The following is a 24,602-nucleotide window of genomic DNA, read 5'->3' on the forward strand; positions in this document are numbered from 1 at the left end:
TCACGTGCTGCGGAACCACCAGCACGTCCGATCGCCGTACCTTGTTGGCAGGCGCCTCGCCGTGGCGGCGACACCACGTCCGCTCCGAGCTCGTTCATCGCAGCAACTCCGGCTTACGCGCCATTCTTCGCTTCCCCGCCGAACACCGTCGATGATGACGGCTGAACAGAGCGGATGTAACGCTCGACGAGTGAGCCGGGGACCCGATGATCTGCGTCCCTACCGCCTGGCCGCCTCGATCAGGGTCGCTCCCGGCTCGACGACCATCCAACCCTCGTCCATCAGGTCGTCGCGGTCGGCGTCCTCGATCTCAAGGTCGGCAGCGAGCAGCCGATCCGGCCAAGCAAGTGGGATCGGTATGCCCCCGGCACTCTCGAAGCCCAATTCCGGACGGAGCGTGCCCGCTTCTTCGAGCACCAGCAGGAGCGCCCGCTCCGCGATGCTCGCGGCGGCGTGTAGGTCGGTCCAGGACGAGTCGTGGCCGGCGCCAGCCACGGCCTCTATCGAAGTCGGCAGCCGGTAGGTCTGGTCTATCGTGCCGGCGCCGGCCAGCAGGCGGCCGAGGATCTGCTCGGCGGCACCCCGGGACAGTTCATCGTGGTCGCGCTGGTTGCCATAGCTGCGTAGACAGCCGTAGCAGGAAGTTTCGGGGCCGCACTCGCAGGTGCTCACTCGGCGCAGTGCCATGGCCAGCACCAGGTCGAGCTTCTCCTCGACCAGTAGCACGTGGCCCGCTCCTCCGGAGACCGTGTCGAACAGTGCCACCGACCATGCGTCGGCCCCGATCGGCGTCAGTGAGCCGCCGATGTCGTCACGTGCGATTTCAAGCGCCTCGCAGGCAGCCTCAACGAGGGCGTACAGGACCGACTTCCACGCCGCTTGCGAGCCCTGAAACCCGGGCAACCCGATGTCGAGGGTCAGCAGGTCGGTCTCGTAGACGTGCGCTAAGTCGAGGGCCCGGCTCGGTCCATTGCATGGGTGGTTGGTCATCAGGTGGTTGTGCTTTGGGGGCTTCTGGGGGTGCAGCGCCCGGGCCGCGCCGTGCCCACACCAGTCGCAGACCCAGAAGCTCATCCCGGCAGGCCCATCGGCCACCGCGACCATCTGGCCGCGGGGGCCGACGCTGACGGCGATGCTGCCGCCCGCCATGGGCTTGGTGTGCGCGTGTACCTCGGGTGGTTCGGCCAGCACGTGCACCGCTCCGCTCCAGGACCGCTGTGGCGGCCGAGGACCGGGCTTCTCCGGCTCCCGGCCAGCAACGAACCCAAACTCGGGGATAGTAACCTTGCGCGGTGCTGTCTGAGCGACCTCGCCGCAGTGCCCGCAGGCCGACTCGACGTTGGCGAACGCGTGCCGGAAGCCGCCGCAGCGCTTGCACACGTAGTACTGGTACTCGACCAGATCCCGTCCTGGGAGCCGGTAGATGCCGCGCGAAGTCCACAGGTTGCCGCCCGCGACGATGGTGGCGTCGGGGGCGTACTCGTAGATCGCCTGGGACAGGTCGCGGGACAAGTCCAGCATCGCACCAGCGTTTTGCCCGAATCCGAAGTTCGTCCGCAGCTCGACCGAATCCACCGGGAAGCCGTACTTCGGCAGCACATTCCGGTTGGCCAGGAAGCCGAGCAGGTCGCGCTTGCGCAGGGTGTTGCCAACCTTTTGGAAGCGCCCGGCCACGAGGTAGTTCGCGGCTGCCGCGGCCTCCTCCTGGAGCGTCTCCAGGGTCGTGATTTCGGCCACGAGCTCGATCCGCACCCGTTCGAGCAGCTCGAGCAGGTACTCGGCCCAGCCGCCGCTGGCAATATCCAGGGCCACGGCCACCTCAGCAGGCAGGATCCGTTTCAGCCCCTCGGTCAAGTCGGCCGGAACCGGGTTCAAGAACCCCGCCACAAGCCCGACCGAGGGGTCGTTGCCGTCGGTGGGCAGGAAGAACTCGCCAGCAGTCCGATCGATCCGGCCGGTAGTCTCGAAGAGCCAGCGGAAGAAGGCGGCCATCGCTACCGAGTGCGCATGCCGCTGGTCGATCCGGGTGTTGGTCAGCGGCACATACGGCGCCCTCACCTCACCAGTGATCATCAGCTCCGGCTCGGCGAATTTAGTCAGGTCGTGGGACCGGCGCATCGCATATGTGACCACCAAGGCGGCTGCCCCAGACCGTCGTCCGGCGCGACCGGCACGCTGCAGGTAGTTCGCTGTGCGCGGGGGCATGTTGCGCAGCAGCACCGCTTGTAGTTCCCCGACGTCGACGCCGAGCTCGAAGGTGGTCGAGCAGGAGAGCGTGTTGACCTCACCGCGGACGAACTTCTGCTGGATCGCTGCGGCCTCGGTGTTCGCCCACTGGGCGGTGTGCTCGAGCGCGCTCAGCGGCACCGGGTACATCGACCGGTAGACGGCCCGGTAGTGGTCGCGGTCTTTGTCGACAGCGGGCGGGACGAAGACCTCGAGCCGACCTTCGCAACCCATCCCCGGGCAAACCCCGCGGACGGAGGCGGGTGCGGTCCGCCGGCACACAGTGCATTGATGGACCGGGACAGCGTCCGTGACCCAGGAGAGCCGCAGCCGCTCATGGTCGACCTGGTGCACCTTCCCAAGGCCCTGCTCGGTGGTCGGGCGTAGCCAGTCGACCGGCGAGTGCTCGTTCGTGAGGACGTTCCAGATACCTTCGAGCAAATGTGTCGGGTCGCTCGTCGACCCCAGCGCGGTGAGCACCCGGGTCAGGTAGTCCAGTCGTCGGTTCTTGCCCTTGCCCGGCAGCCAGGACAGGACCTTTCGGATCGGTTCCGGCCCGGACAACCGGACCCGGATCGGACCCAGTCGCGGCACGAAGATCTCGTCCTTCGGGTCCACCTCGTCCGGCATCGTCGCCGCACCCTGCTGGCGCAGGGTACGGATCAGCTCCTGGATCAGGTCCCAGGCCTCGTCTGCGCTGAGGCCAAGTGCCACCAACGGGGCCGGCGCCACCCAGGCCGGGTCACGGTAGTGCGAGATACTGATCAGGCCGAGCCCTTCCAGGGACTGACGGTCGTCGGTGGCCAGCACCTCGGCCATCACCCACGGAGCCACCTTTCGGGATTGCTGCTGGGCAGTCATCGAGCCGGGGAAGTTCTTGACCTTCGCGGCGCACTTGCGGGTGTCGTACAGGACGTCCTCGATCGCGACCGGCTCCTCTTCGGCCCCTGCCGCGAGCAGCCCCTGGGTGATGAGACGACGCCGCTGCACTCGACCATAGGAGTCCTCAAGGTACGGCGCGAAGTACGCGGCTGCCTGTCGGCTGTCGCTGAAGGCAAGCAGCTTGCGACCCTCGCCGGGGCGCTGCGCCTCGTGGACGTCTGTGCTGGGTGGCAGCGCCTGATAAAGAGACGTGGCGATCACCGCGCTGCTTGCATCCGATCCTGTCTCGAAGACGCGGACGGTGCCGGAGCCACGGGCGCCGCAGACAAGACAGCCGGCGATCTCCTCACCGCGCTGCTTGAGCTTGCGGACCCGACGCAGGGTGCCAGACCCGCACCCGGGGCAGGACGACGTGCTCGCGGTCGCGACCACGCCGCAGTCAGTGCAGAGCCGGGCGTCGTCACCGTCCACGTCGGCATCCTCGTCGATGACGGCGTCCTCGTCCTCATCGGTGATCGAATCCTGGTCTCCGAGCACTAGCCAGGTGCCCTTGCTGCCGGCCTTGCGGGGCCGCAGCCGGAGTACCCCGCCCTCAGTGGTCGGGGTCCCGACGACGTGCACGGCTCCGCAACGCTTGCAGGATCCGATCTCGAAGGCCGGCGCATCGCAGTCGGGACAGTCGGTGTGCCGGGCCAGCTGGACGTGCGGGCCCTTGTCCGAGAGGCAGGTGAACGCGCCCTCGGTGGCACGCAGGAACAGGTGGTACCGCGCCGAGAGCGGTGTAGTGCTGTCGGCAGCGCGCAGGGAACTGCCGAGCTCGACCATCGCGGACAGGCCGGGACGGGCGGCGGGGTCGTCCCCGAACAGGATCGCGGCAACCTGGTCGAAGGTCTTCGGTCCGGCGGCGAGCGTAGCCCGCAGGGTGGCCAGCGACTGTTCGTGCAGTAGAGCACGTGCAGCGGTTCCGTCCTCGGCGGACCCGGGTTTCCAGCCGGCGGCATCGGCGGCGTCGAGCACCGCGGCAGACCGGTCCGGCTGGGCCAACAGCGCTTGGTAGTCCCCGGCCGACAGGGGACCCCAGAAGGGGCCGGCCGGCATCTCCACCCGCTGGGCGAGGATGAGGTCCTGGCGGGAGGCGTCATCGTCTATCCACTCGAAGGGCTGGCCAAAGAGATTCGAGGCGAACCGGGTGACGGCAGCTGGGTCGCCGTCGCCACCGACCGTGGCCGAGGTTGCGATGCACTGGATCGAGCGGCTGGCGGCAACCCGGTCTCTGACCCGGCGCAGCAGCATCGCGATCTCGGCTCCCTGGCTACCGTCGTACACGTGCGCCTCGTCTACGACGATGAACCGCCACTTCGAGTCCTCGCCGGAGGCGAAGAGGCTCATCTCCTGAGGTCGCAGGAGCATGTACTCGAGCATCGCGTAGTTGGTCAGCAGCAGGTGTGGGGGCTTCGCCCACATCTCCTGCCGACTGAGTAGCTCGTTCGGAAGCAGCGGTTCGCCGATATTGAGGGCACCGAACAGGTCGCGGGCCTTCTTCGGGTCCTTCTCGGTGTCGCCGGTATACCGGCCAAAGGTGATGTCGGGGTAGGCCGCCAGCACCTGGCGCAGGCGCTTCATCTGGTCGTTGGCGAGCGCGTTCATCGGGTAGAGCAGCAGCGCGCGGACGCCAGGCCCGAGTCCGCCGCTTGCGTTCTCCGCGACCAGGCTATTCAGGATCGGCAGCAGGAACGACTCGGTCTTGCCGGATCCCGTGCCTGTGGCGACCACGACATTGCGGCCCTGGCCGGCCTTCCGGATCGACTGCTCTTGGTGCACGTACAGCGGGCGCTCCAGCGGCACGACCGCGGAACCCAGCGCGGAAAATCCCGGGTGCAGGACACCTTCGTTGATCAGGTCCTGCAGCGAGGCGCCGGGCGCATACGGCGGCGTCGCCTCCAGGTACGGCCCCTTGTCCAGCATCGAGGTGCTGTCGATCGCGGCCCGCAGGGCGGCATCGATCTGCGGGTCCCGCACTGCCAACAGCGACTGAAGGTAGCGTCGGTAAGTCGCCTTGATGTCCTCGGAGGTAGCGACGGCATCGATGTTGGCGTTCACGCGGGGGTCTCCTCAGCAGGTGCGGACGAGCTCGCAACAAGTAGCTCGGCGATCAACAGGTCGGTGGTGACCAGCTGCGGCACCACCTTGGCAAGGTCTCCCCATACCCGCTGCTTGGCGTTCATCCAGTTCCGGGCAACCTCGTGACCGCGGGCGGCGTGACGCGCTGCAAGCGCGAGCGCGAGAGAGATCTCCGGCACCACCCGCCAGCCGCCCTCCCGGGTGGGATGCCGGCGTGCTTCGAAGGCTGCCGTCGCCCGCGTGTCGTCGAGGATGCGCAACATCCGCACGCTCTCGTCGAGCAACTTGTGCGCGTTCCTCACAATGAAGGAGATGTCAGGATCATGGCGGTGTTTGATGAATTCCATCGCGGCGATCACCCGGGCGTCGCCCGAGAGGAGGCCACTGGGGACCAGGCCTGCCTGCCGGACGAAGCTGTCGCGGAGCCCGGGCATCTTGTCGAACAAGTCAGCGCTGTCGTCCAGTCGTCCGGCCTTCGCCTCTGGGTCACGACCTGCGGCCATGTCAGTCGCAACCGTTCCGCAGATGTCGACGGCCGCCAGCACCTCGTCCTCAGACCAGTGCAAGTCAGCCGCCGAGATCAACGCCGCTGGTAGTGCGCCGCGACCGGTCCACGTCGGCGGCTCGTCGTCGTGGGCGGCGGCGAGCTCGGCCCAGGCGAGGCCCGTGCGGACGATCAAGGCTGGGATCGACCGGTCGGGCACACCCGAAGCAGTCAGCGCGTTGAGCGCCGGTCGCGGGTCGGCGAAAACGGCATCGTCGATGGCTCGGACGACGTCGCCAGCCCGCTCCTCCAGGGCCAGACCACCGATGAGGCCCCGGATAGTCCACAACCGCGTGAAGTCGAGGTCGCCCGCCGGGAGTTCGCCCTCCCCGGCGAGGTAGGCGGACAGCAAGGTCTCCTCGGCCTCGCCGTCACAAGGGTGACCGTCAGCCTCAACCAGAACCGATCGTCCGATCGCAGGCCAAGCTGGCACTGGCTCGGGGACCCACGGGTCCTCAATCCGCAGGACCACACGGAGCGGACCGGCGCCGCGCAGGTGCTCGGGCAGTTCGGTCCGGGCGTTGACGACTTGGAGGGACGTTGGTTCACGCCAGGGCGCCCGAACGGTGTACATGAGGGCTGTCAGGCCCTCGACATCGACGCAGTCGACGAACTCCAAGGCGTCGTCAACGAGTTCGACGCCGCTGAACAGGGACTGTGGTCTGATGTGGCCGACGACCAGCTGGCTGTCAGCGTCGAGCGAGAGCTTGGCCTGAGGGTAGACCGCCAGGGTGTCTACGATCTTGGCGAGGTTGAACTGGTAGACGCCGTTGCGACCGGCGCCCGGCTCGACGTCCTGGATGACGCCAGCGGTGACGATCACCCTGAGGACCGGGCTTGCGGACTCGCCGATGTCCAGGACCAGGGTACCTGGGTCCTCGACGATGTCCTCGCGGAACAACCGCAGCGGCTTGATCGATGGCGCGGTCGTTGCCGAGGTCGACTGGTAGGCGATCGACATGTGCGGTGGGGTGATGACCAGGGTGGTGTAGTCGCCGTGGGCCCCGACGCGGAGGTAGTGCTCGAGTTCGCGTTCATCGAAGTCCAGTTCCGTGCGTGGCGTGTCAATCCCGTCGGCGACCGAGACCTTGACCTTGCACGGCTGCAGGCCCCGGGTGACGAAGCGTCGCCACGGCGGGTTGAAGGAGGCTTGCAGACCTTCGATGATCTTCAGGGCCCGGCTGGTGCCGCGACCCCACGGACCGCGGACGCGCACGGTGAATGCGCCGACGACGGGACGCGGCACCGCGCCCCAGATCGAGTTCGGGTCGTCGTTGTCACCGCCGCTGACCCAACGCGCGACCAGCTCCCCGCTACCGTCGAGCAGCGTGACCTGCCAGTTCGCCTCGCCGAGCTCTTCGGGGAGGTGGACAGTCGGGAGCGAGGAGATCACCGGGAGGCCGGTGGAGGTCCGCATCCCACGCAACGGGTCGTCCGCGACGACCCGCGCCGTGGCGTACTTGCGGACTCCGTGCGCGCGATAGGTGTAGTCGTCATGCAGCACCCGGACCGACACGCACTTCTCGAGGTCGACGAGCAGCAGACACCAGCCAGACCAGCCGGGCGGCAGCGGACTCTCCGAGAGAACCGCACCGCCCTTGGCCTCAAGCGTGGCGGGATCACCAGGAAAGAGCAGCCAGGTGGGTCGGCTGGGAAGCGGCAAGCCGGCCGCCAGCCTGACGCCGTCCTCACCGAATGCCAATAGCGGGTCCGTCTCGTCGACGATGGTCAGCGTGACCGTCAGGTCCTCGCGGCCGGCCATTGCGACAGTGGCGATCCGGGTGGGCACGAGGAGAGCAACGTCCGTCTGCGGCGCGGGCTCGTTAAGGCCTGGGGCGAGGGCCCGGGTTGCGACTCGCTGGCTGGAGGCGTCCAGCCCGACAATCCAGGTGGCGGAGCCGTCGGGAGCGTCACCGACCGCCGGAAGCCGGAGCATGAGGCCCTGACCGAACGGGTCGATGACTAGCCGGGGCTGCTGGTCGGCGTCGCCACCCGAGCGGCTCGACCGGCGGGACACCGGATGGATCTCGCCCTGGGCGTTCAGCTCTATCGCAACCTTTCGGAAGCGGTCGGGCAGTGGGACGTCAGTGCCGTCGCCACCGGCGGCGATGGCGTCGAGGAGGTCGAATGCGCGGTCGGTGACATCGACTGCAAACTCGTTGCCATACTGCAGGAACCGAGCGACGGGCTTGGCCACGTTGTGCAGTTGCTTGTGGGCAGCTCGGACCGTGACCCAGGCGACGAAGTCGGCGGCGCTCAGGCCGGCAATCTTGTTTCGACGCTCGCTGATCAACCGGTAGAGGTCGGCGAGGCAGAGAGTAGGCATCCCAGAATGCATCAGGATGCGGCCGACGTACTTAGTGCCAGCGTCGTCTGAGGCGTCGAAGGTAGGCAGGTCGAGGGTGGAGAGATTTTCGAGGAATGCCTCGCCCCACTCCTTGGTAACCGTTTGGTCCAGCGATGTAGCGATCAGCTTAGTCAGGCTCGGCCAGAACGTGCCGGCCACGTAGTGGTCAGTGGCAACTCCGGTCGTGGATAGGACATGGACGGCCGGCCAGCGGCGTAGCACCCGCGCGCGGGCGCGGGAGTCGGTCCCGCGGCGGTAGAGCAGGCCCAAGCATTCAAGGGCCTGCTCTCGGAACTCGTCGTCGACTGGGTACTCCGCCGCCAGCGAGACGGTGCTCAACTGCTCCGCCCAGACTCGTTCCCGGCGGTCGAGTAGTCCTTGAGGCGTGACCACCTCGAGCGCCACACTCTCGTGCTCCGACATTTCGATTTCCCCCTGTACTTTTACCGCTGTACTGGATGCTGCCAGAAGGCACCGACAGAGGGAGCGGAATCGCGAGACGGGAATGGGTCACCGCACGTGATCCTTGGCAGTGAATGCATCAAGGAAATCGCTTGCCTTCCCCTCCCACATCACAACAAGTTCGTCGCGGGCCCTGGTGGCTGCTACGTAGAACAGCGACCGCTCACGCTGCAGTAGGTCAGCGCGCTCTTCCTCGGGGAGGTCCTTGAGCAGGTACGCCGCCGGCAACAGATCTGCGTTGGCACCGAAGATCAACACGTGGGTGAACTCCATACCCTTGGCACGGTGCATGGTCATCAACTGAGGGTCCTTGCCGGTCGCCGCCGACTTGGAGACCTGGCGGACTCGGACGTCCCGGTCTTCGAGCCCTCTGGCCACACGCTCGACCATGCGCTGGTCCCGAACCAGGATGCCGATTCCGTCGCGAGCTGCGCCAGCGGCCAACCATTCAGCCAGCTGTGCTGCGGCACGATCCAGTTCCTCGGTGATTGACCCGGTCGCAACGCGAATCGGAACCGGACCGCTACGGGCTGACCGGTAGCCGGTGTCGTCGGTGGCCTCATCGTCGAGATCAACGAAGTTCTCCCCCGCCAACACCGATGTCGCAAAACGCAGCACCTGGGCCGTCGTCCGGTAGTTCAGGGTCAGCCGCCGGGAACGGCCAACAATCTTGATCCCGTGACGCCCGAGAACGACGCGTTGGCCATAGATCCGCTGCTGGGAGTCTTCAGCGACGAACAGGTCATCGGGGCCCTCTGGAACGACGGCGCGGAGGAATTGCCAACGGGGTGGTGTGAGGTCTTGCCCCTCGTCCACAAGAACGTGGTCGGCGATGGGGCCCGACGCGGCCAGTTGGGCGGCGATGGCGCACACTTCGCCGAAGTCGACCGCACCTGCCACAGCAGCCGACGAGCGATAGCTCCTGATGACCTCCCACACGGCTTGACGCTGCAGTCGACCAAGGGCGACACCGCGACCTGGACGGCGCACGCGGAGGAACTCGTCGAGGGTCGTGATGTGTTGAGCCAGCACCACCGAGTCGTACTCGGCATCGAAGAACGTCGGTGAACGGAGCTCGGGGCCGAGGTCCCCTCCTACACTTTCGATGGCGTCACGCCACGCCTTCTGCGCGCTCGAGGTCCGGCTCGTGGCTCGGTTGCCGCCGATTCCGAGCACGGCTTCCACAGCTGCAGCCAACTCGTCGCGACTGGCAGAGCCCAGAACTTGGCTGGCCGCCTGGTCGACGCCGGCAACGTAGATGCCCGGTTTGCCAGGGGCATCGGCAAGCACCAGTGAAGGATCCAGGTCTCGAAGGCTGCGCTTCATGCCGTCGGCGAGGTTTCGGGTGTATGTCGTGAGCAGGATGCGTGCCTGGGGGTTCCGTTTCGCCAGCATCCGAGCCCGGTGAAGCAGCACGACGGTCTTCCCGGTGCCTGCTCCCCCGGACAGCCGGAACGAGCCGCCGTACGCCGCCTCAACGTACTTGCGTTGCTCCGGGTGCAGGAAGATGCGCCAGGCGGCGAGGTCGCCGCCCTCGATGACTCGGCGGAGTTCTTCCTGGTCCTCGAGCCACGCAAACTGCATCTGCGCCGTCGGCGTGCGCATCGCGGAGACGAGTTGTTCGTCTTCTACAGCCTCAGCCTCAACTGTCGGAGCCGTATCCATGCCTAGCGAGATGCGGACATCAGCGATCGTCGCTCCCACAGCGAGTTCGAGAAGGGCCTCACCTCGCCACCCTCCGAGCTTGCCGGCCAGCTCCATGACCTCGTCCTCACTGGTCGCAACCCACGCGTGCTCAGCGACATCAGGATCAAGTCCGAGTTCCTCGGTTAGTCCAGCCAGTGTGAGCCCTGGACTCTTGTACTCGAGGAACGGGAACTCAGCGGCCACGCTTGCGACAGGCACTCGAGCGACGCGTTCGACGACAGGAGTCAGGTCGACCTCCGAGGCCATGATCAGCTCAGGCAGCCCATTGACCGGGTTCATCTTGAGCACGGCTTTGGACGCGACTTCGATCGCCTTGTCGTGTGGCCAGACACCGGTGAATACGTAGTGCGGAACGCCGTCGCTCACCAGCTTGAAAAGCACGGCTCGGTACATCTGAGTGACCCGACCTGTCCGAACCTTGGGGTCGACCGCGTTATTGATCGGCTCGATGTGCAACCCCGGTGTGGTGTCGTCCTGGAAGAGTTTGGACAGGAAAGCTGTGACCTGCTTGGCGATTGACGGGTCGTGAAGCCCGTCCTTGACCGGTGCATACAAGACGAAGGGCATTAGTTGGAGACTCCTGTCAGGGCTGCGGTCACGCTGTCCAGATTCATCGGAACGACCGTCCAACCTCGCGCGGCCAACTCATTGCGGTCTTGATCGTCGAACTGTCCGGTGTCGACAGCCACGAGCACGTCGGGCCAGCAAAGCACGGGGATCCCATCGACCTCGTGACCGACTTCCGGGGGCCTTACCTCCGCATCGAAAAGCAACTTGAGGAAAGGACGCTCTTCATCGAGAGCCAACTTGTACTGGGACTCCCAGACAACATCCATCTTCGAGACGAACTCGTCGGCGTCCACGACGTCGGTCTGAACAGCCATTGCGTTGCCAGAGGCAACCAGCGATCGCGCCGTGATTGTCGTTCCCGTCACGCGGGATCCCAACAAGTTTGAAAGCCGAAGCCATTCCTGCCACGCGCCCCTGTGGTCAGATCCGACTTCGTTGTCGTCGAGGACCAGTGCCACCTCGGTTGCCTTGGTCTTGGTGTCCAGTCGCGACACGACCACGACGGAGCCGCTCCGCCATGCCCAGGCGGGGGCTCCTCCACCGTCAAAGCCGTGTCCATCAAGTACGTCGACGGCCGCGGGCGCAAGGTTGGTTCGCTGGCCGGTCGTGCCTTGGACCTGCGCTGTCACCGCCAAGAAGAAGGGCAGTACCCGACCAACGTTCGCGAGCCCCTCAGCATCAGGGGCCTGGATCCATGAGGTGAGCAGGTCAATCCCGCGATGTCGGATGAGATCAATGTGACTCGACTTCAAAGGGATCCCAGCGTTCTGCATGACGTCCGGTGCAGCTGCCGCCGCAAACCACGGCGGATCTGCCGCGCCCTCGGTTTCGAGGTCAAGCCAGGACAGACCGAGCACCACGAGACCTTGGTCCCGCAACGTACGACGCTTCTCCGCATCATCGGCAATCCGGTTGTGCAACTCGCTCGCGTGGTATTGCCAGCCGTCACAGAAGATGGCCATATCGGGGACGTTCGCGTCCTGACAGCGCAGCAGAAAGTCGGGCTTCGAGTTTGCCACGGCAACTTGAGGCTCAAGCGTCCAAGGCCGCCCGCCGAGCGTGATGTCGAGACGTACTCCGTTGTTGCCGGGTTGTTCTTTGACCGTGGCGCCGAGCGCAGCCAAACGAGCCTTGAGGACGGCCCTGAACTTTTGTTCCATCTTCGACTCGGGGTCGAAGGACACAACCGGCAGGTCAGTGATGACCCAGGGTTGCTCTGGATCATCACCGCCCGAGGCGAGGATTTCTTCAAGCTGACGCAGGGCCTCCACCCGAGATACCAGTCGTCCCTCCCCCATACCTGCGAAAGGCAATAGGCATTTGTGGCAGGCCTGGCGCTCCGTGGAGGCGCAGTCGCAGTCGCGGAGTACGTCGGCAGCCTTGACGAGGACTGTGCGCAGGGTCTCCGGATCGACAAGATCAGCGAGATAGCCAGTGCCGCCCGGGACCAGGTCGTGGAGCAGCAGCGCCTCGCTGTTCTCGGATCCGTCCGAGAGGGTCGGGTCAACGACGACTTCCAGCGAGAGGTGGTCAGGTGCACCACCAATGTATTCACGCAAGCCGAGCTTGATCGCCGCGGCGACCGAGGGAACCGCGAACACGTTGCCGACCGAGATCATCGGCGGCAACCGGAGCAAGAGTCCCTCGGTTTGAAGGTGACGGCTCAGCGCGATCTGGCGGGCAGTCTCGTCAACGGCGGTCCGCAAAGAACACCATGGCCGGTGCTCGTATTTGCTGTTCTTGCCCGTCTCCTGATCGAGCTTGCCGCACTCAGAACACAGCCGGAACAGCTCAGCATCGACCTCATGGTCACCCACGAAACGTGTGGAACCGTGTCCGGATGATCGCCCGAAGTTCAGCCAGGTCAGATCTAGGTTCCTCAGGTGCTTGGCACCAAATCCATGACCAGCAACAAACCATTGGCGCGTCACCTTCTCCGGAGAGATGTCCGCGATGACGACCTGGTCGAAGCGTTCCCGAATTCGCTCGTCGCGCCTGTCGTCGATCGTTGCCTCGTCACGACGCATCACTGATGAGACCCGGGAGAGCTCAACAACATCCAACGCTTGCCGAACGTCTGCCACACCGGGGCTCCCGCAACGCGGGCACGAGCTCGGTGTTGACGCCTCCGTGATGTCGACGCTGAATCCGCACGCTGGGCAGAACACCCAGGTCCGAACGGCCTCGCCGTTGCTCCCAAGATCGACAGCATCGATCTCAACCTCATAGCCGCGAGCGTAGAAGCGAGCCTTGGGCGCGAACTCGCGCAACGCCAATGCCGCGTTGCGGGTGTAGGACATTGCCTCGGTCTCGTAGGTGCCGGAGTCCGGGTCTAGCCACGACAGCCCGACATCGAGAGTGACGCTGTCGTCGAGAAGTGTGTAGTTGGGCAGAATGCCCGCGGCTTCGACAACGGAGATCCAGTGCTCGCCTTGCAAGTCCCCACGTTGACGCTTGGCTAGCCGGAGCGCTGCCTCGGCCGACCTGTACGCGTGCTTATCGTCCTCGATCGCCGTGGGCAGCTCGGCGAGGCGGCGGAGTTCGGGGATCTCAGCCTCAACCTCGCCAATGCGGAAGTTCAGAGTCTCAAGTTGCTTGCGCCAACGCAGCGATTCCACGAGCAAGCGTTCGGCCAGAGGACTGGTTAGCTCACCACTGACTGGCGCGACCCACTCACGGAGGCGCGTCTGCGATTCCTTGGTGAGTGTCGGGAAAGCAGCCAAGAACTCGTCCAGATGCGCGGTGTTGGCTTCGGCATGCGCCGCGATGGCGTGGAGCCAGGTGCCCGGCTCAATCGACCCCATCGCCACGGTGGCCGTGCGCGGGTGTACGCCGTCAGGGTCTCGCGCCTGCCGGTCAGCCAGCGACGCGACGTACTGCCTCCGCAGGATCTCCTCTGCATCGAGATACGTCGCCGGCGGGCGAACGACGCCGTTGATCATCGACGCCGGCTCACCCAGCTGCGGCAACTGTTCACCGCGGCCGGACACGAACGCCAGACTTAGGGCACTGCCCGTGAGACGGCCGGCACGACCAATCCGCTGCAAGTACGACGCGACGTTACGCGGCAGCGAAGCCAGCATGACGGTGGAGAGGTCGCCGATGTCGATGCCCATCTCCAAGGTCGGCGTGGCAACGAGCACGTTCGGCGCGTTGGGGGCCTCGGCGGCTGAGCTCTTGAAGCCGTTTTCGTATTCAAGGCGCAGTGTGTCGGGGAGCAGCGAGGTGTGTTCGCGCGCAACGACGCGTTGGACTTCGTGGGAGGAGAAGAACCTGCGGTAAAAGTTCTCCGGAACGCCCGCTTTGGGTTCGAGCTTCCCCGGGCATCGGCTCACCATGCAGGGAGCGCCCTCAAGTTGATCCACGACCGTCTCGCTTCCGGGCACCTCGCCTTGGCAGGTCAGACATACAAGGAGATGTTTGCCTGCCGCCAAGTCCGCATTGCCGATGGGGAATACAACAACGGACTCCTGCGGGATGGAGTAGACCTTCGCCTCAGACTTGTTGCTCGTCTCGGTAAGCACATGGTGTCCGGACAGTCGCTTCAACAGGAGCCTGGCGAGAACAGCCCCCTCGCTGGCGCTGACCCCGAGGCACCGCTGCGTCCAACCGGTGTACCAAGACCGGTTGCTGCTCGCGATGTCGAGAACGTTCTCGCGCGTTCCCGTCGGCGGTTGGCCCACGCGCGGGAATGCCGGCGCCGTCCGACCAATCGGGAACGCGGGCATCCCATCGGAGCGCGGCCTCCCCCGCCAGATGAAGTATCGGTTCCCGTCCTCTTCAATGAGCTTCTGGAACCACGGGTGCTCGATCGACCCCCGCTCGCGCATCCGCTCGAGCACACCACGGACCCACCACAGCAGGTGCGTGTCGTCGTCCGACATCTCAACCAGGGTTGTCTCCCTAGCGTCGTCCAATGCCTGCCGAGCAGCAGTGCGCATCAGCGCCTCTGCGACCTCGACCTCGGCGCCGACAGTTCCAGTCAGCTCGAGCGTCCGACCCAGACGAGATTGCAGCCCGAACTCGATGACGGCGTCGAAGGCGATGCGCTTCTTAACGCGATTTCGAACCGCACGCGGGACTTTGGCGAGAGTCTTCGCTTGCCAGAAGTCCCTGAACTGGTCTTTCTCAGCCAGATCGGGAGGCAAGATCCGGAAACGCAGCGCGGCATCGTCACCTGCTCGCTCGATCACCTTGTCCGCAAGGGTGTCCAGCGCCGTAGCGGTGGTGCCGACCGCCTCGCGGAGCATCGATCGGACCGTGAGACTGTGCGAGCGGCTTTGTACGAAACCAGCGCGGTGCGCCGCGTCCTGGACGCTGTCGGTGAAGACGAGGGTCTTCTTTTCGACCGCATCCAGATTGGTGCTGCCGAAGATCGTGGACAGCGCGACCGAAAGTTGGGTCGCAATGGCCGAGCCGAGGAAGCGGATCCCGTCGCGCTGTTGGCACGTGGGGCAGTCATCACGGTTCGAGGAGCCATCGGCGTCCCCGTCTACGTGGGTCAGGACAGGTAGCACTGAGCCATCGTGCGCGGCCTCCCCCTCGGGCGCCTTCGTAAGGATCTGGCGCTGCGAAACGTGGAACCAGCGCAGACCCGGGTCGATGTCCCCACCCTCGAGGGCCCGATCACCTTCACGACCGGCATACAACAGCGGCCGGAAGCGCCCTTCCTTGCTCGCGTGGTTTCGGCGAATGTCCTCATCGGTCGTGTCGAGATCGCTGGCATTCGCTGGAGACAGGGCTACACCCCAGCCGGACCGTCCACAGTGCCTGCAGTAGACGGCAGGGAAGGTTTGTCCCGACGCCACTGCCGAGTCTTCATCCTCGCCAGCACCCATCGGCGCGGTCCCGTCATCGGACCAGAAGTACGCCGGAGACGAGGACGCCTCCCTATCGATCCGTGTCAGCTCGCGGATCCAGAGATGCAACTCGATCGACGGCCAGGACCGACCGTGAACCTTGCGCAGGTGACTCAGCATCCCGGCGTACGCCACGATGCAGCGCTCGGCTTGAGAGCTGTCTGCACCGGGAAACAGCCGTGCCGCCAGGTCGCGGATCGATTCCGCTGCCTCACAGGCAAGCAAAATCTCCGCTGTGAGCGGGTGGGCACGCACCTTCGTCTCAGCATCAGGGTCAGCGGTTGGAAAGAGGGTGGCGACCACAGCATCGGCGAGGACATCAGCCTCCGGGTCCTCACCGAGCGATCGCACTGCCTCGTCGATGGCTTCCACCAGGGCGGTCCCAAGCACGGGATCCTCAACAGCTGCGCCGGAGGCCCATTCTTCGACAGTAAGCCGCGACTCTGTAACCACTGCGCCGACATCGAAGGTCTCGCCGAAGACCGTCTCCGCGAACTCCAACATAGATTCGGGGCTGCCCTTGTCGCCCAAGGTCGCCGAGGTCGCGACCGCAGTGAGGTCAACGCTCTCCCGCCCGTTCGCCTTCAGAGCCAGACCAAGACGACGTAGCAACATCGCAACGTCGGTGCCCTGGGCACCGTCGTACGTGTGGAATTCATCCAGCACCAGGTATTGCAACGACGTCGCGCTCTGCTGCCACAACTTCGCGTCTGCTTCACGTAGTAGCAGCTGGTCGAGCATCTTGTAGTTGGTCAGCACGATGTCCGGGGCGCTGCTGCGCATCACATAGCGGTCCGTGATGAGCCCCTCCGGACCCACCTTGGTCCGCTGCGGTCCCTCTTGGCCCGTGTAGAGACCGGCAGTAACACCGCCCAAGGCCGGATCGGCACTGATCAGACCCGCCAGACGTTGTGCCTGGTCGTTGGCCAAGGCGTTCATCGGATAGAGCAACAGCGCCTTCATCCCAGTCACGCCGCGTGCCTTGGCACGTAGGACGTGATCGAGGATCGGGTAGAGGAACGCCTCAGTTTTTCCTGACCCCGTGCCCGTCGTGACGACGGTCGACAGGGGGCGCGGCTTTGAACCACTCAGGTCTGCGGAACCCAGCCTGGCAAAGGCGGCTGCCTGATGTCCGTACGGCGTGAACCCGACAGGGGCCCATTCCATCGACCGCTTCCAGCCGTCCTCGGCCGGGCCAAACGGCATCCGCAGACGAAGGTACGGCCCTTTGAAGATCCCGTCAGTCGGATGCTCGAGGAACTCCTTCAGTGCGACCCGCGCCGAGTCGTCCGACAGCGCGAACGTTGTCTCGAGGAACTCTAAAAGTCCGTTCCGAACGCTCTCTGCCGCAATGGTTGGTAGCAACTCACCCATCGGAACGCCCACCCAACACCGTCTCGAAGTGTGCATATGCCGTCCGCATGTCGGCTTCACGATCCAAGGTCACGAACGGCAGCTCATAGACGTACGTATTACCGGAGGCATTCGTGTGCGTCCGCTCGTCCAAGCCGATGGCTCCACCCTTCGACTTGAACACCTGCAGGACGGGCGTCGGAACGAGGCGACCGTTAGCGTCGAAATAGTTCGTTTTCCGGTCATAGTTTGAGAGGACCGTGAACTCCGTCCGGTAGATGACGCACAACTCATCAGCCGTGAGACCCAGGAGCAGAGCACACAGCGCATCCACCTCAAGCGCGGCCTGACGGCGATCTGATGCTCGCCTGAGTGGCATTGAGCTCGTCCACGTGGGAGCAACCTGATCAAGCAAGGGCCTCCCTGGGTAATCGATGCCGCCTGCCCACCCAGAGCCCCCACGCATTTCGTGGACCAAGCGTGCCCAAAGGTCCCCATACGCAGCCGTCACGCAGTTCAACCGCAGTATGCGCGATAGGAGCTCGCTAGCACCAGAACCCAGATTGACGGGCAATCTGTCGACTGTGGTCCCTGAAATTGTTGACTTCGGAGCTGCACGAACTGCAAAGTCACCGACAAGGGACGCCATGAAACCCGCAACCACCACGAGGGTGCGCTCATCGTGGGGGGCACCCGCCGATGAAATTCCGTGGATGTGTGTAGCCCCAGGGGGAATAATTGCAGGAATTAGAGTTCGCTCGCCGATGTTCGCAGCCATGTTCCGCCAGGCGACCCTATAGAAAGCACGCGCCGGTAGTGCCTCGCCCTCGCTCTCCCAGTTCGTGTATGCGCGGCCATATGCCGCTGGCGTACCCATCGGCTTGTATGAAGTCACTGGGAAGGCGTCTGGGGACAAGTCCTCAAGGTCGATGGAGGACCAGTCCTGCTTGTGGAGCATCGTTGGGTTCGGCGACTTGAAGGCCGGGTTGTTGACGTAGAGGTGGGGCCCTTGAAGAATTGCATCATCCCAAGAGGCCACGGCGCCCCAACGGACGTCGAAGCGACCCTTTGCGCGATCTCCCTTCTCATGCCACCCACCAGAGTATTGGAGCCCAAGAGCACCAATCCGCTCTGCTCCAGACAACTTGTCGAGGACTCCGGCGACCGATCGATTGATTGCGTACACCATCCGGGTGTGGGGCACAGGAACGTCATCGGTTTCAAGCAGCGCGTGCCATCCGGCAAGCTGGCTGAGGCCAATTTTGAAGACGCGAGAGCTGTGTGGTCGAAGGTCCCACTCGCCGTCTTCGGTTCGCATGGCTGGCTCTGGGCCGGAACCGTCGTGAACAAGCGAACGTGACGCCGTATCCGGATGCAGTAAGCCGACCGCGGAAAGAAAGTCGACGTGCTCGCGCGCTCGCCCGTATACGTGTACGCCATACGAGCGAGTGGGGCCGATGTCGAACAAACCGAGTGTATTTTCGAACTGCCAATGTCGCCTGAGATGCCGATATACAGGTGCGCGGAATGCACCCGCACGTTCATCCGTGAAGTGCGTTTCCGGATGGATGAATCCGATGGCACCTCGGCGGGACTGATGACGCCACGATGACGCCACGAAGCATCGGTATAGATCGGGCTGCAGGCCACCGAGTTCGGGAAACAATTGCCTTGACCCCACAAAGGTCGCCATAGCAACCGTATCGACCGTCCCGGCCAGCAGAAGGTCCATCAGACCCGAGATTTCCAACGTCGCCTCGCGGCGAAGACCGACCTCCTTTTGGGTTGGCTTGACTGCCAGTTGCCACCAAGGATCACCTTCTGCGAGAAGCGCCTGTTCATCGACCGTGGGCCGCACCCACGGTGGATTTCCGGTTTGCAGATCGAAGCCCTCGCGGCCCACGAATACCGTCGCGAAGTCGAGTTCCCAATGAAAGAAACCTTGCTGCAGCGCAACCCGTTCGCACACCCCAAGCCAGGTGTGCTTTTCAAGAACATCGCCCATCGACCGGGCCCCAGCGAAGACACGGTCGTTGTGCTCGGCGTCGCCGAGTTCATCCCACGTCTGGACGTCGGCGAACGTGTCGTCACCCTTCTTGGCCTGCACCTTTGACATCGTCGTGTTGCTGCCGAGGATCATGCTCAAGGCGTCGTGCCATTGGGCGGTCGTCGGCGGCGCGATCTCACTCTCGGTCAAGGGCCAGAACCAGAGCGCGCACCACGCGTCCATGATCCGACGGAGGCGCTGATAAGCGCCGTCCGAATCGGCGAGCGACTCCTCAATCGACTCGCGGGAGACGTAGACCTCGTCAATCGGCTCTAAATCGCGGCCCCACAGCGGGATGTCCCTTCGGACTTGCTGCTCGGCGATCTCCAGCCGTCGGGTGGCGATCTCCCAGAGGCGTTCGACGCGCTCGGATAAGTCAACGAACTGGTCGACTTGCTTCTTGGTTGGCTTCGCCTTCGTGGTCTTGCGCCAGTCCTTGAGCCGTGTCACTGCGTCGGGCACAAGGTCCTTGACCTCCTTGCCGACATCTGCGGCAGCGCCCCAACCGGCAGCTGGCAAGAGGAAATGGTGCACGCGCCCCGACAAGGACTCGTCCGACAGCCTCTTCGGCGCAGCGTCCAGCCAAGTTTTGTCATCGACTTGCTTGCGGGTGAAAACACTGCGCCGTGCGCCGACCAGGGAGTTGCCGCGCCGCAAATGGAGCCCAAACCACGGCGCTTCGAGGCCCTCAACCATGGTGTCGAGCCAGAGCGAGATCTCGGCCAACTCGACGGCAGTGGCGTTGAGGTCAACCCCGTACGTCTGGTGCAGCGCGAGATAGGCTTTTACACGCTGAAGCTGGCGTGGGTACTCGTCTGGGTCGATGGTCTCGCCCAACTCTGCCTGACGACGAACCAGGTAATGCTCCGCGAGCTGACGAACAGCTTCGATCGCGAAGGCGCCGGATCCGAGGGCTGGCTCACAGATGGTGAGAGCGAGGATCTCCTCGGCGGTGGTAGTTCGGCCATCCTGATCCAGGAGCTCTCCAAGGGCTTGCGAGACGGTGAATCGGGTCAGCACCTCGGGCGTGTAGTAGGACGCCGATTGCTGCCGCTCGCGTCCCGCAAGCCGGAAGACGAAGTTGCCTTCGTCGTGGATCACCGGCTTGATTTCGCCAGTGATCTCGTCTTCAGTCGTGACGAAGTCCTTGGCCGCAATCCCCTCAGCGCGAGCGACCGGGACGAGCCAGGAGCCCTTTTCGGCGTCTCCGTCCTTGCACACCTCGTAGAGGTCGGTCTCAGCAAAACGGCCAGTGTAGGACATCAGGCCCTCGTAGACCGCACCGAGCTGGTTGATGCCAAGCTCGGCGTACGAGATGAATCCGCGGTCGCGGCCTTTGCGGGTCTTGTCTGCCTTGCTCAGGAGCAGGTGCTGGAGCACGCGCTGGAGCGCCCCGTTGCCCAGCCCGACCTCATCGATGAAACCCGTTGCCTCGGGCTTGAACAGATCGGCGCGTAATGAGCGAAACGTCAGCCCCTCGACGAATCCACTTTCGTTTTCACTCGGTGGTTGGTGGCCCTGGTCCACGAGGCGGAAGAGCGCGGCAAGGGATTCGTACAGGTGAGTCCCGCTGCGGGACTTGTTGGTCGGCAGCTGGACGAGAGTCAGTTCGCGGAGCCGGTCGATGCTGTAGCCGGTGTCGTACTCCCTGGCACCACTGGGCAGCACACCCAACTCCGGAGAAGCCTCGGCATAGAGCAGGAAGAGGATCCGATAGAGGAATCGCAACGACTGCTTCGCCAGCGGTTGTGCGTCCTCGTGCGGGAGCGCCTCCAGATCCCGTTCGCGACGGCGCCGTACAACCTCGTTGGCGATGATCTCGATGGAGAGCCGAACGCCCTCACGCAAGTCCTTGCTCACGCCAACCGTGTGTTGCACGGATGCCGCCAAGGCGTGCGTCCACCAGGTGTTGCCTTCGGCATCGGGCGCCAAAGAATCGGCCGCCAGACACGTGAGAGCTCGGTCAACCTCTCCGCCGACCTTGGCGTCGTTTCGTTCGCCGACGAGTTGCAGGTCAAGGGAGAGGTAGCGGCCCTCGGGCCAGCGCTCGCGTTCGGCGATCAGCACGTGGGGCCCAGCGAGAACGAGCGCGAACGGGGGCTTGTAGTCGTCATCGACGAACAGCCTGGAAAGCAACCTCGCGACCGAAGTGATCTCGGTCTTGTCATCGATAGCAAAGGGGCTGAGCAGGTTGGCCGAATCCTTGGTGAGCAGGTCCTCCGGGCCGTCGGTAGGCCTTGCCTCGATAATGGCCAGCCCAGGGGCGTCGATACCGGCTGAGTAGATCATCGTCAATGGACCCTCCGTCTTGGCCACTAGGCCAAGTCGCTTGTAGCCCAAGACGTGGAGTAGCGACTGGTGCAATTCATGGAGGGCAGTCGTGTCAGCTGCATCGATCGTGGAGAAGGCGTCCAGCAGGACCGAGCGGTGCGCCGTGAAGCGCGTTCTCGGTGTCCCCTCGTCCTTGATCTCTTCCCATTGCTTGCGGCGATCGCGCACCAGGGCGTTAAACGATTCCTTGGTCGCGTCGGTCGTGAAATAGTGCTCGCTGATCCAGCCCTCGCCAACGACGATCGCGTCGCTGGCCTGACTGGCCTGGGTCGTTCCCGCAGCGGACATCAGTTGCTTCCTCCTGCCGTGGGTAGTACGAGAAGGAGGGGTCGAACCGTGAGTTGATCAGGGCGCATCGACTCCGCGATCGCCTTCTCGTCCTCGACACGGAGCCTTCGCTCTTTGAGGTCCAGTCGTTGCGCCTCAAGCGCAGCCGAAGCCTGCCAATCGGAGACGCGGTCGTTCCACGCATCGACCCGCGCGGTGACACTCTCAGAGGCGGCCTTCAGCAGTTGGTCAAGCAGAACTCTCGCCGCCCGCACCGCCGGTCCCACGTAGGCGTCCAGGTCGGCGTGTTCCTTGAGAGCGTTGGTGTTCACGAGTGCGCCGTCTGCTCCAAGACTGTGGAGCGCGTCTCGGACGGTCGCGAAGGGTTGCGGCATCACGAAGTCCGGGTTGGTCGGCTCGGGGAAGCGTGCGACGACATACGTCGATGCGACGACTTGACCCTTCGCGTTGGTGAGCGAACCGTGGAGCAGGAGGCCAAGGTCTCCCCCACCCGGCGCTGAGAGGGCGAAGACCTCATTGCGGCCCAAGTTTTCGAGGGCTCGGTCAGCTGCCCACTCCAAACTCGGATGGAGCGGCGACAGGTAGTGGGCTTCTGGCCACAACGAATTGGACTCCGCGCTGCGAGCGTCGGCGAGCGCTTGCTTGCCACGGCTCAACGTCGTGGCGAGTTTGAAGCCTTGGACGACCTTGCGTTCACGCAAGTACGACTGGGGCAGAACCTCGAGGCGCTGCCTCAAATCGTCGGTGGGGACGAACTCGACGAGAGCATGGTTGGGAAACTCACGCCACGCGACGCCGTTCGCGGCGACTGGGGCCGCGGGGGTCGCAAAGGAGACTTCGAGGGCGTCGCGCAGGAATGCCAAGTCTGTGTCGTAGACGCCGTCGGCCCCGTGCTCAGCTTCAATGGTGGGTTCCGGAGTCGTGGCTCCCAGGGCGAAGAGTCGGGCCAACATGGCGTCAATGCCGCCGCCGCTCTTGGCTTCCTCGACGGACTTCACTACATCGTCGAGGTCCTTCTTGCCAGCAAGGACGTCGCGGATTGCGTCCTCTTCAGCCTTGACGTCGTACTGCCCCATCAGCGAGGCGCTGTCACCGAGCGCCTGGTGAGCCTCGTGCTCCTTCTCGACGAGCTTCTGCAGCACCCGGATGTCTCCACCGAACCGGCTCGTGGACGGGTCGAGAAGCAGCGTCGTGATCCTCGGGCGATGCCTCTGGCCGTAGCGGTCGATGCGGCCATTGCGTTGTTCGATGCGGATCAGGCTCCACGGGATGTCGTAGTGGACGAGTTCGTGACACTGCAGATGCAGGTTGACGCCCTCCGAGGCGACGTCGCCAGTGACGAGGATCCGGATCGGGCTGGACTCCTGCTTGAAGGACTCAACAACGGCCTGCTGCTCGATGTCGCTGATGCCACCGTGCAGGACAACGACCTGGTCATCCTTGAGCTTGAAGTCGTTGACCAATCGGGCTTGTAGCCAGTGCAGCGTGCTCACTCGTTCGGCGAATATGACGACTCGATCGGGGGCATTGCTCTTGATCCCGATCTCGCGAAGATGCGTCACCAGAGCGTCGTACTTCGCGCTGCCTTCGACCCGACTGCGATCGGCCAACTCACCCAAACGCGAGAGCGCTTCGCGTTCCTTGGCTGTTGCAATTTCGTCGCCCAACTTCTTCAGGCGCTCCCCGACCGTGGCCGACAGTGCGGCGGGGCTGGACAGGAAAGCCTTTGCGAGGGTCCAGGGGAAGAGGCGTGCGTTGCCTCCGGAGTAGGGCGACGCTCCTGCCTCGGGGTGAAGCCACGTGTGCTCCAACTCGTCGGCGATGGCGTCTTCGATGGCATTTGCCTTGACGAGGATGTTGTGCGGTTCGTGACGCTCCGCCCAGTCCGACCCGACGATGCTGGCGACATCTTGGCTATGACGGTGGCGTCGGATGACCAGGCGTCGCACCTCGTCCTCGATCAAGTCGCCAGTCGGTGTGACCGCACTCGGGTCGAGCATCCGGATCAGCTCCGCGAACGATTCCTTGCGCCCGTTGTGCGGGGTTGCACTGGCGAGGATCAGAGCGTCAGTCTTACGGCTGAGCAGGCGAGCTAGGCGGTTGTTCTGGGTCGAGTCGTTCGTGACGTTGTGCGACTCGTCGATCACGACCGCATCCCACTGCTGCTTTTCAAGGTGGGCGAGGTAACGGTCGCTCTTGAGCGTGTCGATCGAGACGATGGCCCGCTTGAAGTGAGCGAACGGATTGCGGTTGGCCGGCAGCAGCTGCCGGATCCGCTGGATGCCCAGCGAGTCCAGGCGGACGAACGGCAGCGCGAAACGCGTCCACAACTCGAATTGCGTCTGCTCGAGAACGTGCTTAGGCGTGACGACGAGGATCCGCTCGCCGCGTCCTCGTCGTACGAGTTCAGCCAGGATCATGCCGATCTCGAGGGTCTTGCCGAGACCCACAGCATCAGCCAGCAGGATGCGCGGCCGCAAGTTTTCCGGATCAAGTGCTTGTCGGACAGCAGCCAGCTGATAAGGCAGCGAGTCTGCAAGTCCTTGGGTCGAGACGGTGAGGGTCGTCTGGGTCAGCGGGACCGCTGTCTTACGGAGCGTGGCTTCCAGCCACACCTTCGACTGCATGAAGCCCGGGCTCAGGTCTACCTTGACCGTGGCCAGCTCTGGATCGAGCACGCGGATGTCGTCGAGGGCATCGGAGAATATTGCGTTGGTGCCGCGTACAAGTTCGCTGAGGCCTGTGACTTCGTAGAACCACCCGTCGGTGGCCCGCTCGGCGCGCGTCACGAGCCAAGTTTCGTCGCGAATTTCGAGCACAGAGCCTGGTGCAGCGAACTGTTCTTTTGTCCCGATCGTCACAGGA

Annotated in this window: 6 protein-coding genes; all 6 read right to left on the reverse strand. The window is 64.4% G+C overall.

All coding sequences use genetic code 11. From position 1 onward, the window contains the following. Positions 1 to 219: 219 nt before the first annotated feature. The 6 genes from ASD30_RS22370 to ASD30_RS22395 all read right to left on the reverse strand — a co-directional run bounded on the left by ASD30_RS22370 (position 220) and on the right by ASD30_RS22395 (position 24,598). Positions 220 to 5,208 (reverse strand): DEAD/DEAH box helicase, encoded by a 4,989-nt coding sequence (locus tag ASD30_RS22370; RefSeq protein ID WP_056687436.1) that lies wholly within the window; start codon positions 5,206 to 5,208, stop codon positions 220 to 222. After that, positions 5,205 to 8,543, reverse strand: a complete 3,339-nt coding sequence (locus ASD30_RS22375) for a hypothetical protein (RefSeq protein ID WP_056687437.1) — start codon at positions 8,541 to 8,543, stop codon at positions 5,205 to 5,207. The genes ASD30_RS22370 and ASD30_RS22375 overlap by 4 nt, the downstream gene beginning before the upstream one ends. 87 nt (positions 8,544 to 8,630) lie before the next feature. Beyond that, positions 8,631 to 10,856, reverse strand: a complete 2,226-nt coding sequence (locus ASD30_RS22380; protein WP_082564103.1) for a 3'-5' exonuclease — start codon at positions 10,854 to 10,856, stop codon at positions 8,631 to 8,633. Beyond that, complete coding sequence (locus tag ASD30_RS22385) at positions 10,856 to 17,092, reverse strand: DEAD/DEAH box helicase (RefSeq protein ID WP_056687733.1); 6,237 nt, start codon at positions 17,090 to 17,092, stop codon at positions 10,856 to 10,858. The genes ASD30_RS22380 and ASD30_RS22385 overlap by 1 nt, the downstream gene beginning before the upstream one ends. Further along, positions 17,085 to 21,737 (reverse strand): restriction endonuclease subunit M, encoded by a 4,653-nt coding sequence (locus ASD30_RS22390; protein WP_056687439.1) that lies wholly within the window; start codon positions 21,735 to 21,737, stop codon positions 17,085 to 17,087. The genes ASD30_RS22385 and ASD30_RS22390 overlap by 8 nt, the downstream gene beginning before the upstream one ends. Beyond that, positions 21,737 to 24,598, reverse strand: coding sequence for a helicase-related protein (locus ASD30_RS22395; RefSeq protein WP_235532660.1), 2,862 nt, complete (start codon positions 24,596 to 24,598; stop codon positions 21,737 to 21,739). The genes ASD30_RS22390 and ASD30_RS22395 overlap by 1 nt, the downstream gene beginning before the upstream one ends. Positions 24,599 to 24,602 lie beyond the last annotated feature (4 nt).

This window comes from Nocardioides sp. Root140, assembly GCF_001426745.1.
GTDB lineage: Bacteria > Actinomycetota > Actinomycetes > Propionibacteriales > Nocardioidaceae > Nocardioides.